This is a genomic window from Limnohabitans parvus II-B4 (assembly GCF_003063455.1).
In the GTDB taxonomy this organism is placed as follows: domain Bacteria; phylum Pseudomonadota; class Gammaproteobacteria; order Burkholderiales; family Burkholderiaceae_C; genus Limnohabitans_A; species Limnohabitans_A parvus.
In genome coordinates, this window is sequence record NZ_NESN01000005.1 from 295530 (window position 1) to 309382 (window position 13853).

General features: G+C 61.8%; 15 protein-coding genes. 9 read left to right on the forward strand and 6 right to left on the reverse strand.

Going from position 1 to position 13853, the window contains the following annotated elements; all coding sequences use genetic code 11:
• From clsB to B9Z37_RS13840, 4 genes are all read left to right on the forward strand, one after another.
• A complete protein-coding gene (gene clsB, locus B9Z37_RS13825; RefSeq protein ID WP_108313596.1) occupies positions 1-1230 on the forward strand; it encodes a cardiolipin synthase ClsB in 1230 nt (409 codons plus the stop codon).
• A gap of 85 nt (positions 1231-1315) precedes the next feature.
• Positions 1316-2044 (forward strand): GTP cyclohydrolase I, encoded by a 729-nt coding sequence (gene folE / locus B9Z37_RS13830; protein ID WP_108286028.1) that lies wholly within the window; start codon positions 1316-1318, stop codon positions 2042-2044.
• A gap of 2 nt (positions 2045-2046) precedes the next feature.
• Positions 2047-2469, forward strand: a complete 423-nt coding sequence (locus tag B9Z37_RS13835) for a BLUF domain-containing protein (RefSeq protein ID WP_108286027.1) — start codon at positions 2047-2049, stop codon at positions 2467-2469.
• Between the two features lie 4 nt (positions 2470-2473).
• Positions 2474-3289, forward strand: a complete 816-nt coding sequence (locus tag B9Z37_RS13840) for a DUF429 domain-containing protein (RefSeq protein ID WP_108313597.1) — start codon at positions 2474-2476, stop codon at positions 3287-3289.
• Between the two features lie 23 nt (positions 3290-3312).
• On the opposite strand, the gene B9Z37_RS13845 is transcribed toward B9Z37_RS13840, so the two are convergent.
• A complete protein-coding gene (locus tag B9Z37_RS13845; protein WP_108313598.1) occupies positions 3313-4593 on the reverse strand; it encodes a Y-family DNA polymerase in 1281 nt (426 codons plus the stop codon).
• A 322-nt stretch (positions 4594-4915) separates the two neighbouring features.
• Between B9Z37_RS13845 and B9Z37_RS13855 the strand changes: the two genes are divergently transcribed.
• From B9Z37_RS13855 to B9Z37_RS13865, 3 genes are all read left to right on the forward strand, one after another.
• Positions 4916-5254: an antibiotic biosynthesis monooxygenase family protein gene (locus B9Z37_RS13855; RefSeq protein WP_108313600.1), complete on the forward strand. Its 339-nt coding sequence runs from the start codon at positions 4916-4918 to the stop codon at positions 5252-5254.
• Between the two features lie 130 nt (positions 5255-5384).
• Positions 5385-6341: a putative transporter gene (locus B9Z37_RS13860; protein ID WP_108313601.1), complete on the forward strand. Its 957-nt coding sequence runs from the start codon at positions 5385-5387 to the stop codon at positions 6339-6341.
• A 34-nt stretch (positions 6342-6375) separates the two neighbouring features.
• The gene (locus B9Z37_RS13865; RefSeq protein WP_108313602.1) at positions 6376-6819 is read left to right on the forward strand and encodes an SRPBCC family protein; all 444 of its coding nucleotides are present in this window, start codon (positions 6376-6378) and stop codon (positions 6817-6819) included.
• Between the two features lie 6 nt (positions 6820-6825).
• Here the strand turns inward: B9Z37_RS13865 and B9Z37_RS13870 are convergent, their stop codons facing one another.
• The 4 genes from B9Z37_RS13870 to B9Z37_RS13885 are packed head-to-tail and all read right to left on the reverse strand — an operon-like array spanning position 6826 to position 11854.
• A complete protein-coding gene (locus tag B9Z37_RS13870; protein WP_108313603.1) occupies positions 6826-8511 on the reverse strand; it encodes a SulP family inorganic anion transporter in 1686 nt (561 codons plus the stop codon).
• Positions 8512-8534: 23 nt separating this feature from the next.
• A complete protein-coding gene (locus tag B9Z37_RS13875; RefSeq protein ID WP_108313604.1) occupies positions 8535-9869 on the reverse strand; it encodes a sulfatase family protein in 1335 nt (444 codons plus the stop codon).
• A gap of 10 nt (positions 9870-9879) precedes the next feature.
• Positions 9880-10851, reverse strand: a complete 972-nt coding sequence (locus B9Z37_RS13880) for a Bug family tripartite tricarboxylate transporter substrate binding protein (RefSeq protein ID WP_108313605.1) — start codon at positions 10849-10851, stop codon at positions 9880-9882.
• Between the two features lie 28 nt (positions 10852-10879).
• Entirely contained in the window at positions 10880-11854 is a 975-nt protein-coding gene (locus B9Z37_RS13885) for a Bug family tripartite tricarboxylate transporter substrate binding protein (protein WP_108313606.1), read from the reverse strand.
• Between the two features lie 115 nt (positions 11855-11969).
• Here B9Z37_RS13885 and B9Z37_RS13890 point away from each other — a divergent pair, with 115 nt between their 5' ends.
• Positions 11970-12494, forward strand: coding sequence for a MarR family winged helix-turn-helix transcriptional regulator (locus B9Z37_RS13890; protein WP_108313607.1), 525 nt, complete (start codon positions 11970-11972; stop codon positions 12492-12494).
• Positions 12491-12988: a thermonuclease family protein gene (locus B9Z37_RS13895; RefSeq protein WP_240606736.1), complete on the forward strand. Its 498-nt coding sequence runs from the start codon at positions 12491-12493 to the stop codon at positions 12986-12988. Before B9Z37_RS13890 ends, B9Z37_RS13895 begins: the two co-directional genes overlap by 4 nt.
• An 80-nt stretch (positions 12989-13068) precedes the next feature.
• Here the strand turns inward: B9Z37_RS13895 and B9Z37_RS13900 are convergent, their stop codons facing one another.
• On the reverse strand, positions 13069-13827 hold the full coding sequence (locus tag B9Z37_RS13900) for a HesA/MoeB/ThiF family protein (protein WP_108313608.1): 759 nt from the start codon (positions 13825-13827) through the stop codon (positions 13069-13071).
• Positions 13828-13853: the final 26 nt, after the last annotated feature.

The window sequence follows — 13853 nt, forward strand, 5'->3', positions numbered from 1 at the left end:
ATGCGCCACAGCCCGCCCTTGCGAGACGGTCATCAGATCCGCTTGATCGAAGGCGGGCAAGCCTATTTCGAGGCGCTGGTCTCTGCGCTGGAGCAGGCCCGGTCGCAGGTCCACATCGAAACCTATATTTTTGATTTTCATGGCGCTGCGGCCATGGTGGCCGAGGCCCTGGAGCGGGCCGCCTTGCGCGGCTTGCGTGTCTGGGTGGTGGTCGATGGGGTTGGCACCCCCGGCCTGCCGCCTGAGTGGCGTGACCGTTTTACCCGTGCGGGGGTGGACTGGCGCGTGTACTCCCCTTTGGGCACTTTGGGCCTGCTGATCCCCAGCCGTTGGCGGCGCTTGCACCGCAAGCTGTGCGTGATCGATGGTCAGCTGGCGTTTTGCGGTGGCATCAACATCCTGGACGACTGGTACGACCCCCACCACGGCACACTGGCCCAGCCGAGGCTGGACTTTGCCGTGTGTGCCCGAGGCGCTTTGGTGCAGCAAATGCAGGAAACCATGGCGCAGCTCTGGTGGCGCATCCAGGGCGTGCGCCATGTCCGGCAACAGCAGTTTCCGGAGGCGTTCAGCTCATTTCGGGCGGCGGGCCTGCATTTGCCCTGGACGCACGAAGACGCACACGCGCTGGATGGCCGTTTGGTGGCCAAGGCGGGGCTGCTGCTGCGTGACAACGTGCTGAACCGCAGCCAGATTGAACGCGCTTATTTGAAAGCGATTGGCGCTGCACGGCACGAAATCGTCATAGCCAACGCCTATTTTTTGCCCGGACGCCGCTTGCGCAAAGCCCTGATCCACGCGGCGCAGCGTGGCGTGCGTGTGCGCCTGTTGCTGCAAGGGCGCTACGAATACTTCATGCAGTACCACGCGGCCCGACCGGTTTATGGAGCCTTGCTGGCCGCTGGCATCGAAATCCACGAGTACACCGCCAGTTTTTTGCATGCCAAAGTGGCCGTGGTGGACCCGGACAACGACCGGCCCTGGGCCACGGTGGGTTCGTCCAATCTGGACCCTTTGAGCTTGCTGTTAGCGCGTGAGGCCAATGTGGTCGTGGCCGACAAAGCGTTTGCCAAGCAGTTGCACCAGCGTTTGCACCTGGCCATTGAGCAGCAAAGCACCCCGGTGCTGGCCGCCATTTACACCCAGCGGCCTTGGCACCAAAGGTTGCGCGACCGGGTGGCGTTTGGTTTGATGCGATTGGCGCTGTTTTTGAGCGGCAACCGCTACTGAGCGCCAGATCCCCCGGACCGGGCATGGGCGTTCTGTCTCGACCAAGGTGGGCGGCTCAATCGCTGTTACGATCCTTGCCATGTTAATGAAAGCCCCAGACGCCATGACTGCTTCTGCCGCCACGCCCGAAGACGAAGGCGTACCCGTTTCCGTCAAGATCCGTGAGCGGGTTTTGGCTGCTCGCAAACGCTTCCACGCCAACGACAACATTGCCGAATTCATCGAACCCGGTGAACTGGAAAAGCTGCTCGACGAAGTCACGACCAAGATGGAAGGCGTGCTCGACTCGCTGGTGATCGACACCGTGAATGACCACAACACGGGTGACACCGCCCGCCGTGTGGCCAAGATGTACCTGAAGGAAGTGTTCAAGGGCCGCTATGTGGAGGGCCCCGAGATCACCGAGTTCCCCAACGCTGAGCACCTCAATGAGCTGATGATCGTCGGCCCCATCACTGTGCGCAGTGCCTGCAGCCACCACTTTTGCCCGGTGATTGGCAAGATCTGGATCGGCGTGTTGCCCAACGAGCACACCAACGTGATTGGCTTGTCCAAATACGCACGCCTGGCCGAATGGATCATGGGCCGCCCCCAAATCCAAGAGGAAGCCGTGGTCCAACTGGCCGACCTGATTCAGCGCAAAACCCAGCCCGATGGCCTGGCCATTGTCATGGAGGCCAGCCACTACTGCATGGGCTGGCGCGGCGTGAAAGACATGGACAGCAAGATGATCAACTCGGTCATGCGTGGTGCCTTCTTGAAGGACCCGAACCTGCGCCGTGAATTCCTCTCCCTGATTCCTGGAAAGAACTGACCATGTTGGTACGCCTGCTTTACGCCAGCCGCGCTGTGGACACCCGTGCGGAGACCATCGAATCCATCTTGGCGCAGTCCCGCCAGTTCAACCCGTCCAGCGGCATCACCGGCATCCTGTGCTACGGCGGCGGCATCTTCTTGCAAGCCATCGAGGGCGGGCGCAATGCCGTGAGCGACCTGTATGGCCACATCCAGAAAGATGTGCGCCACAAAGACGTGGTCTTGTTGCACTACGAAGAAATCTCCGAGCGCCGCTTTGGCGGCTGGACCATGGGCCAGGTGGACGCCTCGCGTGTGAACACCAACATTTTGCTCAAATACTCTGAGCGTGCCGAGCTGGACCCTTACAGCGTCTCGGGCAAAGTTTCACTGGCCCTGCTCGAAGAGCTGATGGCCACTGCCTCCATCATCGGGCGCGCCTGATCCGATGCAGCTCATCGGCTGCGACTTTTCCAGCAGCCCCAGCAAGCGCAAACCCATTGTGCTGGCGCTGGGCCAAGCCCGGCAGGGCAGGGTGCAACTGCAGGCCCTGCAGACCTTTGACACCCTGAGCGCTTTCGGCCAATGGCTGGTGCAGCCTGCCGATTGGGTGGGCGGTTTTGACTTGCCCTTTGGCCTGCCGCGAGAGCTGGTCGAGACCTTGGGCTGGCCCACCGACTGGGCCGCCTGCATGGACCATTACTGTGCCTTGGAGCGCCCCCAAATTCGCGAGCAGTTTGCCGCGTTTTGCAACGCCCGCCCGGTGGGTGGCAAATTTGCCCACCGCGCCGCCGACAAGCCTGCAGGCTCCAGCCCGTCCATGAAATGGGTCAACCCGCCCGTGGCCTACATGCTGCATGCGGGCGTGCCCCTGCTGCGCCAGGCGGGTGTGCACCTGCCCGGCCTGCATGCAGGCGACGTGCGCCGCGTGGCGCTGGAAGCCTACCCCGGCTTGCTGGCCCGAGAGGTGCTGGGCAACACCAGCTACAAAAGCGACGACAAAGCCAAACAAACGCCCGAACGCCTGCTGGCCCGGCGCGAACTGCTGAGCGCCTTGGAGCGCGGCCAAACCCGCCTGGGCCTGCGCCTGGTGGCCAGCAACGCGCTGCTGGGCCGCCTGGCCGACGACGCCAGCGGCGACGCGCTCGACGCCACCTTGTGCCTGATGCAAGCGGCCTGGGCGCAGCAACAGCACGAAGCCGGGCACCCGCAATACGGCTTGCCGCCGTGCGACCCGCTCGAAGGCTGGATCGTCACGGCCTGAACGGCGGAGCGTGCCCTGCCGCCTCAGCGCTCTGTCTCCAGATCCGGAATCCGGTTGAACGCGATGCGCATCGGCGCGGCATCCAGCGCATGGTGTGCGCTGGCAAAGTACACCGCGTTTTTGCCATGTGTGCGGTTGAGCGCGTCCATGGCCGACATCAAGCGGGCCCGGTCGCGGTGGACTTCGTGGTTTTGTCGCGTCTGCGCAGCGCGGGCGGTGGGGGCTTCTTCCAACGAGTCAAACAAATCGGGCGTGTGCTGACTCGCCAGCACCAGCCCACACAGCTGCACACCCACGGCCTGTGGGCGCTGCAGCAGGTGCAGACCGCTGAACCACAGCTGGTCCAGCGTGTGCAGCAAAAAACCCGTGTCTTGTGTCTCGCCCACATGGGCATAGCGCTCGCCACCCGACTCGCGCTGCCAGCGGTGGTCGCAGCGCACAAACACCTGCATGGCCGTGGCATAAAAGCCCTGTTTGCGCAGCCGCATGGCGGCCTTTTGCGTTAAGCGGTGCAGCACCTCGCGGGCACCTGTGGGGTGGCGCAAGTCAGGCGGCAGCACATGCGAATGCCCAAGCGACCGCGCCACCGTCGCGCGTGGCCCGTACCACCGCCCGCGCAGCCTGTCATACATGTCGTCACCCGCCAGACCGCCCCAGGCCGTGTGCAGCAAATCACGCGGCGCGGCATAGAGTTGCGCCATCGTCTCGATGCCGCAACGCGACAGGCGCTCACGCATGCGCGGCCCAATGCCTTGCAAGGCCGAAAGCGGCAGGTGCAACAGCCGCTCGGGCAACTCGTGCAGCTCGATGACCGTCAGGCCATCGGGCTTGTGCATGTCAGACGCCAGCTTGCCCAAAAGCGTGTTGGGCGCAATGCCAATGGACGTGCGCATGCACTCGCCCACCTCGGCCAGCAGCGCCGCTTTGATCTGCTGGGCCAGCGCCACGGCGCGATCACGCTCGCGCCAGCGGCCGGTCAGCTCGCACTCCATCTCGTCAATGCTCACCACCTGCCGCACTTGTGCCAGCCGGTCCACCACGGCCACGGCCTGCTGGTGCACCTCCACATACTTGGCGTGGTCGGCCAGCACCAGCGCAATGCCCGGGCACATGCGTTTGGCGTCAGACACCCGCGTGCCGGTCTTCACGCCAAAGGCTTTGGCCTCGTAACTGGCTGCAATGCAGCACGAGGAATCGGCCATGACCGGCACGACCCCCACCGGCCGCCCACGCAAGGCCGGGTTGAGCTGCTGCTCCACCGAGGCGAAGTAGCTGTTGAAGTCGATGAAAAGGGAGCGGAGCATGGCTTGATTAACTGTATTTTTATACAGTATATTCTTAAGCATGTCACATGCTTGGTGTTCTGCAGCTAGCACGCATCAAAAATGCCGCAAGCTCGGTTGCCCCTCAATGGGTTCAGTCAACCAGGGGGATTACCATGTAGTTCAAAAAGAAGGGTCGTTCATGCACACCGCTGTTCTGGTCATCAACGTACAACAAGTCCTGTGCGAGCCCCGATGCTGCGCATGACTGCCCCGGCACGATCGCGCGCATCAACGTGGTCACGCATTGGGCACGCGCTGCGTGCTTTCGCAAGCGTTCAAATATTGGCCATGGAGTCATCTAATGTTTGCTCAAACCCCTGAACCCCCTTATTTCGCCGTCATCTTCACCAGCCAGCGCACAGCGGCTGACGAGGGTTATGGCCACATGGCCGAACGCATGGTGGCGCTGGCCGCGCAGCAACCTGGCTTTCTGGGGGTAGAGAGCGTCCGTGGTGCAGATGGTTTGGGCATCACGGTGTCGTATTGGGTCAGCGAAGAGGCCATTCTTGCCTGGCGTAACGATGCAGAACACAGCCTGGCCCGCGAGCAGGGGCGCAAGAGCTGGTATGGTCAATTCCAAGTGCGTGTGGCGAAAGTGGAGCGGGCATATGGCATGGCGCCCCAAGGAGTTCAACCATGATGCTACGCTCTCGCTCTGCCATCCTCAGGCGATCAAACCCATCACGATACGGCCAACTTTTTGGATGTTAATTGGATGGGGCAGCAGGGCAGGCGTGTTTGTTCTTTCGACACAAGGGTGAGGATTTTTGATGTACCGCAGTTTCTTTCTTTCGCGCCGCTGGGCCTTGTGGGCTTGGGGTGGATTGTTGGTTTTGTTGGCCTTGGTGTTCATCACGGTGCAGCAAACGGTCAAGCTCAACACTTGGTATGGCCAGTTTTATGACTTGTTGCAAAAGCCAGAGCAGGCGGGTGGGCTGGCCATGTTTTGGGGCTTCATGCAGCAGTTTGCGTGGATCGCGTTTCCCTACATGCTGCTGCGCAGCCTGGAGACTTATCTGGCTTCCCACTATGCCTTTCGTTGGCGTCAGGCCATGACCGAGGTGTATTTGCCGCGTTGGCAAAAGACCAGCGAGACGGTCGAGGGCGCTTCGCAGCGCATTCAGGAAGACTGCATGCGCTTTGCCCGCCAGACCGAAAACCTGGGGCTGGGGCTGGTGCGCGCGCTGCTCACACTGGCTTCGTTCATTCCGATTTTGTGGGCGCTGTCCAAGGGTATGGCCATTGCCTGGTTGCAGTTTGAGGGTTCGCTGTTCTGGGTGGCTTTGACCGCCGCTTTGGGCGGCACCGTGTTGTCGTGGTTTGTGGGCATCCGCCTGCCGGGGCTGGAATACAACAACCAAAAGACCGAGGCCGCATTGCGCAAGGATCTGGTCTATGCCGAAGACGACCGCAGCCGCATGGATTTGCCCACGGTGCTGAATTTATTCACTGGGGTGCGGCTGAACAACTTCCGTTTGTTCAACCACTATGCTTACTTCAATCTCTGGAGCAATTTCTACAGCCAGACGATGGTGATCTTTCCTTACCTGCTGATGGGGCCTTCGTTGTTCACCGGGCTGATCACGCTGGGTGTGATCCAGCAGGTCAGCAATGCGTTTGGCAAGGTGAACGAGGCGTTTTCTTACCTGATCGAGCGCTGGACCGACATCACCGAATTGCGCTCGATTCACAAGCGCTTGACTGAGTTTGAAAAAGGCTTGGCCTGAACATTGGCAAAATGTTCGCTTTGGAGGAGAGCACATGCCGCATACCGTTAGATTTCAACGCGTCTTTCGCGCCCCCGCCGAGCGTGTTTTCCGTGCTTTCATCGATCCCGATGCCATGGCCAAATGGTTGCCGCCACATGGCTTTACGGGCCGCGTGCATGAGATGGATGCCCGCGTGGGGGGCGGCTACCGGATGTCGTTCACCAACTTGAGCAACGGTCAATCACACAGTTTTGGGGGGCAGTTTCTGGAATTGCGCCCCGCTGAACTGCTCTGTCATACCGACCGCTTTGATGCTTCGGATTTGCCGGGGGAGATGGTTACCACCATCCGTTTTCAAACGGTTTCAGTGGGCACCGAGGTGAACATCGAGCAGGCGGGTATTCCCGATCCGATCCCGCCAGAGGCTTGCTGCCTGGGCTGGCAGGAGTCCTTGCAATTGCTGGCCCTCTTGGTTGAGGCCGACATTCCCGATTGATCTGCCTCAGATGGCGGCAGCGCCCATATCTGCCGGTAAGGGGTCAAGTGCCGTGATCGATTGAAGGGCTTCGGCGTCGGTTCGGTACATCTTGAGGAACGGACCCTCACCGAGTTCACCGGCACGGCGCAAAGCCGTTTCGACGGGCAACTTGATGCCGCTGATGTGCAAAGTGATGCCCCGCGTTGTCAATTGGCGATGCAGTTGCCCAAATATTTCAACGCCTGTGGCATCGATCCTGTTGATGGGTTGCGCAAACAGGCACACGTGTTTCGTGTCGGGGTGACGCGCCAGATGATCGGCGATGGCACGCTCAAAATCGCTGGCGGCGGCAAAGTCCAGTTCGGCATCCATGCGCAGTGCATAGAGTTGTTGTGCCAAGGGGGGCAGCTTCCACAAATGCCGGTCGCGAAGACTGCCGTCAGCGTGCAGGCCCACTTCGATGATGCGCGGGTGCAAGCGGGTGTGCAAAAAGTGGCTCAAGCCCACCAACACACCGGTCATCACACCCCAGTAAATCCGCGGTGCGGTGGCCAAGGTGATGGCAAAGGTCACGCCAGCGGTCAGGGTCTCAATGCGATCAATGCGCCAGAGCTTCAGGAACTGGCGCGGTTGGAACAAGTTGAGCACGGCCACGATGACCGCAGCGGCCATGACCGAGCGTGGCACGTATTGCAAGGCGGGCATGAGGATCAACAACGCCAGCAGCACGAACGCGACCGAGGCCACCACGGCCCAGCCCGACCGTGCGCCGGAATACAGCATGAGCGCTGAACGAGAAAACGAAGTGCTGGTGGGGAAGCTGCCTGAAAACGCCGAGGCCAGTTTGGCCAGCCCTTGGCTGAAGAGTTCGGTGCTGTCGTCCCAGCGTTTGCCGTCACGCTGGCATTCAATGCGGGCGCTGGAGGCGGTTTCCAGAAAGCTCACCAGCGCAATCACCATGGCCGGAACCCACAGCTGGTTGAGCACATCCAGGCCGGGCCAGTGCGGCCAGTAAAGGCTGGGCAAGCCCGAGGGCAGCAGGCCCACAATGTCACCGTGGTCTGCATAGCCCGTGGCATAGCCCACAGCCGAGGCGGCGCCCATCACCAGCATGATGCCTGGCCAGCGGGGCTTGAGTTGGCGCAGCACCAACAAGGCGGCCAGACTGGTCAAACCAAACAGCGCAGGCCAATGGGTGAGCCAGGTGGACCATGTGGTCACGTCCCAGCTCCAGGTCTTGACGCCCAACAAGGCCGGCACCTGCGAGGCCATGATCAGCAAGGAAGCCGCTTGGGTAAAACCCATCATGACGGGGGCACTGACCAAGTTGATGAGCCAGCCGTAATGGCCCAAACCCAGCAGCAACTGGATCGTGCCCGACAACAGCGACAGCCACACCGCCAGCGCGACCCATTCGGGAGAGCCAGGTTCGGCCATGCCGGTCAGCGATGCACCAATCAGGACGCAAGTCAGCGCGGCCGGGCCAACCGACAGGCGTGAGGCGCTGCCAAACAGCACGGCCAAAAGGGCGGGAATCAGGCAGGTGTAAAGCCCGGTCACCAAGGGCATGCCGGCCAAGCCCGCATAGGCCACGGCTTGCGGCACCATGACCAAGGCCACGGTCAGACCCGCCAGCACTTCGGTGCGGGCCAGTGGGCCAGTCAGGCGGGGCCACTCACGGAAAGTGAGGAATCGATCGATGTAAGCCATGCCCGATCTTAGCTGCCTGCGTCTCAGCGCTGAGGCATGTCCTTGACCGAGTAACCCAGGCTGATGGTGGCGTCTTCGGGAATGGCGGGCACGGTGCTGTCCCAGGCTTCCCATGCGGCACGCAGGCTTTGCAGCTTCTCGGGCTGGTGCTTGGCCAAGTTGGCACGCTCACGTTCATCGGCCGGGATGTTGAACAAGTAGTCGTTGCCGTCCACCCGCAGGTATTTGTAGTCGCCCATGCGCAGGGCGCGTTGGCCCCGGTGGTTCATGCGCCAGTACAAGGGCCGTTCAAACTGGTGTTTGGCGTCGTGCAGCACGGGGAGCATGGACACGCCGTCAAACGGGTGCTCGGCATCGGCCTGTGCGCCTGCCAGCTCGACCATCGTGGCCGACCAGTCCATGGTCATGCAGTGTTGGGCCGATGTGCCGCCGGGTGCGATGACGGCGGGCCAGTGGGCGATCCACGGCACGCGGATGCCGCCCTCGGTCAGGTCCATCTTGCCGCCCACCAGGGGCCAGTTGTCGCTGAAACGCTCGCCGCCGTTGTCACTGGTGAAGACGATCAGAGTGTTGTCGAGCTGGCCTGTTTTTTTGAGTGCGTCCACCATCCAGCCAATGCCTTCGTCCATGTGGTGGATCATGCGGTGGTAGGTGTGGATGTTGCCGCCATGCAGGTGGAACAGGTTGTCTTTGACCTCTTGCGCCAGCGCATGGTCTTCGCGCGTTTCCCAGGGCCAGTGCGGCGCGGTGTAGTGCAGGCTCAAAAAGAAGGGTGTGCCCTGCGCAGCGCCCGGAGCCATGCGGTTCACAAAGTCCACCGCCTTGTGCGAGATCAGGTCGGTCAGGTAGCCGTCTTCGTGCTTTTCTTCTTCGTTGGTGTAGAGGTCGTGTGTGCCGTTGTTGCTGGCGTGGGTGAAGTAGTCCACGCCACCCGACATGGGGCCAAAAAACTCTTCGTAACCCGATTTGAGGGGGCTGAAGTGGGGCGGGTAGCCCAGGTGCCATTTGCCAATCAAGGCCGTGCGGTAGCCGCTGGCCTTGAGCAGCGAGGGCAGGGTGGGGTGCTCAGGCGGAAGGCCCAGCACCTTGCTGCCTTTGCTCTTGCTGTTGATGGGCTCGTCGGCACCGCCGCGCAGGCGGTACTGGTAGCGCGCCGTCATGAGCGCAAAGCGGGTGGGCGAGCACACGGGCGAGTTGGAATACCCCTGTGTGAACTTGAGGCCTGCTGCGGCCAGCCGGTCGAGCACGGGCGAGACCTTGCCGAACTTCGCGTCGCGCCCGCCGTAGCAACCGAGGTCGGCAAAGCCGAGGTCGTCGGCCACGATGAAGATGATGTTGGGGCGTTGTGGGGTGGTCATGCGAGAGCGGTCAGTCGACCTTCATGCCTGTGGCGCGGATCACGCGGCCATATTGGTCGGAAAGTGTTTTCAGGCGTTGTGTGGCAGCGCTGCCGCTCAGGCCTTCATAGGCCATGTCCAGATCGTTCAGTCTGGTTTGCAACTCGGGTCGGGCCAAGGCATCGGTGATGGCTTTGGCCATGGTTTGCATCAGGGGTTCGGGGGTGTTGATCGGTGCCATAACCACGTAAAGCACTTCGCTTTCCAGATCCTTGAAGCCCGCTTCGGCCACGGTGGGCACTTCGGGGGCCAAGCGAGAACGCTTGCGACTGGTCACGGCCAGTGCGGTGACTTTGCCGCCTTTGACTTGCGGCAGCATGCCCGGGGTGGCCAAAGTGCCACCATCGACTTCGCCCGAGACCACGGCCATCACGGCGGGAGAGTTGCCTCGGTAGGGGATGTGTGTCAGCCGCGTGGCGGCCGAGATGTTGGCCATGTTGACCCACAGGTGGCCGGGCGAGCCGTTGCCGCCCGAGCTGAAGTTCAGGCTGCGCTCGCGAGCCGCCTGCAAGAAGTCTTTGGCGGTTTTGAACCCCGTGCTCGGGTGCACGCCCAGCAACAGGCCGGAGCTAGAGATCACCACCAAGGGCTTGAGGTCGGCCTCCTTGAAAGGCATGGCCTTATAGATGTGCGGGTTGATGGTGTGGGTGGTGTCGATGCCCCACAGCAAGCTGTGGCCATCGGGCGCGGATTTGGCCACCTGATCAGCCCCCACATTGCCTGCAGCCCCAGGTTTGTTGTCCACCACAAAAGGCTGGCCGAATTGCTTTTGCAGCACATCGCCCACGGCGCGTGCCAGGATGTCGGATGGACCGCCCGCCGGCCAGCTGTTGACGAATTTGACCGGCTTGCTGGGCCAGGCTGCGGTTTGGGCCAGTGAACAGGTCCCCAGCAGCAGGCCGAGGCTGCCGATCAGGCAAGTGCGTATAAATGAATGTGTCATGTGTGTTTGCGTTCGGATTTACAGGGGGTCAGTCGAGCTGCACGCCAGTGGCCTTGATGGGCTTTTCCCAGCGGTTGAGGTCTGCTTTTTGCGCCGCAGCCAGATCGGCCGAATTGGAGCCAATCGGCTCGTAACCGAGCTTGAGCATCTTGTCTTTCATGACCGGGTCGCGTGCGATTTTCATCATGGATTTTTCAAGGCGGGTGAGTGCATCGCCTTTCATGCCAGCGGGGCCATACATGGCAAACCATGCCGTGGCGTCCATGTTGATGCCCGATTCCTTGAGGGTGGGCACTTCGGGCACTTGCGGGTCGCGCTGGCTGCCGGTCACAGCGATGATGCGGACTTTGCCGGCCCGGTGCATTTCGGCGGTTTCGGACACCACGTCAAATTTGTAGCCGATGTGGCCGCCCAGCAGGGCGTTGTTGGCCGGTGCGCCGCCTTGGAAGGGCACATGGTTCAGGCTGATGCCGGCTGACTGCTCCATCAACACGCCCATGAAGTGCGGCAAGGTGCCAGCGCCGGGCGTGCCATAACTGGCGTTGCCCGGGTCGCTCTTGGCCTTGGCCACCATGTCGGCCACGTTTTTCGCGTTGCTGGCGGGGCCAGACACCACGCCGAACTGGAAGCGGGCGATTTGCGAGACGGGCGTGAAATCTTTCACCGCGTCGTAGTCGAGCTTTTTGTAGACGTGGGGAAACAGCACCATGGGGCCGCTGGGCAGCACGATCACGGTCTGGCCATCGGGCTTGGCAGCCTTGACCGCATTCAGGGCAATGCGTCCGCCTGCGCCGGGCTTGTTGTCCACCACGATGGTGCCAAAGTCCTCGCGCAGGGCGTCGGCCACCATGCGGGCCAGGATGTCGGCCGAGCCACCGGGCGGAAAACCCACCACGATCTTGAGCGGTGGTTTGTCTTGTGCGTGCAGGTTGGGCGAGAACGCTGCCAGAGAAAGTGCCAGCAGGCCCAGTGTGCGGCGGTTGAAGAGGTGAATGGGATTCATGAAAGTCTCCGGTGGTACGGGATTTGGGGGGCCCTTGTTGAAAGCGCAAGTCCAGTCAGAATGTAGCGCCTTGACGGACAATTGATCTAATCAACCATCCCCCCGGAAAACCCTGATGTCCTTGTCTCCTTCTCAGCGTCTGGCTTCGATTGATGACCTGCTTTTGTACAGGCTGGGCCGTTTGTCGAGCGTGGCGGGGGCCATGGTGGTGCGCTTGTGTGAGGGCGGCTACGGCATCACGCGGCGCGAATGGGCCGTGGTGGCCCAACTGTATGAAAACGGCAGCTTGCCGCCGTCGGCTCTGGCCGAGCGCATGCACCGTGACCGCGCCCGCACTTCGCGGACCTTGACGGCCTTGGGCCACAAGCAGCTGGTGCTGCGCACCATCCTCGCCAACGACCGGCGCAGCGCGTTGGTGAGTCTGACCCCGGCAGGGCGGCAGCTTTATGACGTGTTGATGCCCCAAATTCAAGCCATCAACAGTCAAATCTTGAGCGCACTGCAGCCCGAACAAGCTGCCCAATTTGACGAAGCACTGGAGCGCTTGCAAGCCCGTACCCAAACCTTGCTCACCGAACTGAGCCCCGACTTGCCCAGGGCCAATCGCCGCCAGGGGCGGCGCGGCAAGGGCGTGGCATGAGGGTTTGGCATTCGTGGTGCTGTCTGCTTGCCTTGGCGCTGCCTTGCGCTGGGCAGGCCGCTGAGGTCTGGTCGGCTTGGGTCAGTTGGGTCATGGATGGTGACACGGTGCTGTTGGTGCGTGAAGGCCAGCACGAGCCTGTCAAATTTCGCATCGAAGGCATTGATGCCCCCGAGACCTGCCAGCCCGGCGGCAGTGAAGCCCGCGATGCATTGATTCGGCTGGCATTGCGCAAGCCGGTGCAGGTGGTGGATCACGGCCACGACACCTATGGGCGTCAGATCGGACGTTTGTCGATTGAAGGTGTGGATCTGGGTGCTGAAATGGTGCGCTCCGGCATGGCTTGGGCGTACCGGTTTCGCACGGGCAAAGGCCCGTATGCGGGGTTGCAACGTCAGGCACAAAAACAAAAAAGAGGTGTTTTTGCAGCAGACGAAGTCGCCATGTCGCCACCCGTTTTCAGAAAATTCCACGGCACTTGTCATGGCAGCTGACTGAGGCAAAAGACTTGGCGTACCCGTCCTTTGTGGGAGGTCGCCCCTGCGGCCGAATGGTGGTTTGACCGGGGGCCGGATCAATCCTGGCGGTGCGCTGCGCACACCGGGCAGGCCGGGTTGCGTTGCATGCGAATGTCGGTCCACGACAACTCGCGCCCGTCGAGCATCAGCAAACGTCCGGCCATGTGGCTGCCCATGCCACTCAAAATTTTGAGAGCCTCGGCCGCTTGCACCGTGCCGATGATGCCCACCAAGGGAGCGAACACGCCCATGGTGGCGCAGCGGGTTTCCTCGGGCTGTTGTTCTGGAGGGAAGATGCAGGCATAGCAGGGTGCTTCGGACCGCGTGCTGTCAAACACCGAGACCTGCCCGTCCATGCGGATGGCCGCGCCGGATACTAGGGGTTTGCGGTGCTTCACGCAGGCGAGGTTGACGGCTTGGCGGGTTTCAAAGTTGTCGCAGCAGTCCAGCACCACGTCAGCTTGCGCCACCAGGGTGTCGAGCAAAGCCGCATCGGCCCGCTGGGTGATGGCGGTCACTTGCACATCGGGGTTGATTTGCGCAATCGCCGTGCGCACCGATTCGGCTTTGGGCTGGCCGACCCGGTCCAGCGTGTGGGCAATTTGTCGCTGCAAGTTGGTGGCGTCCACTTCATCGTGGTCGACCACGGTGATGTGGCCGACCCCGGCACTGCCCAGATACAGGCTGACCGGAGAGCCCAGTCCGCCCGCACCGACGATGAGTGCGTGGGAGGCCAGAAGATTTTCCTGGCCGTCGATGCCCAGCTCATTGAGCAGAATGTGCCGCGAATAGCGCAGCAACTGTGCGTCATCCATGCGCGTTATCCATGCGCGTTTCCATG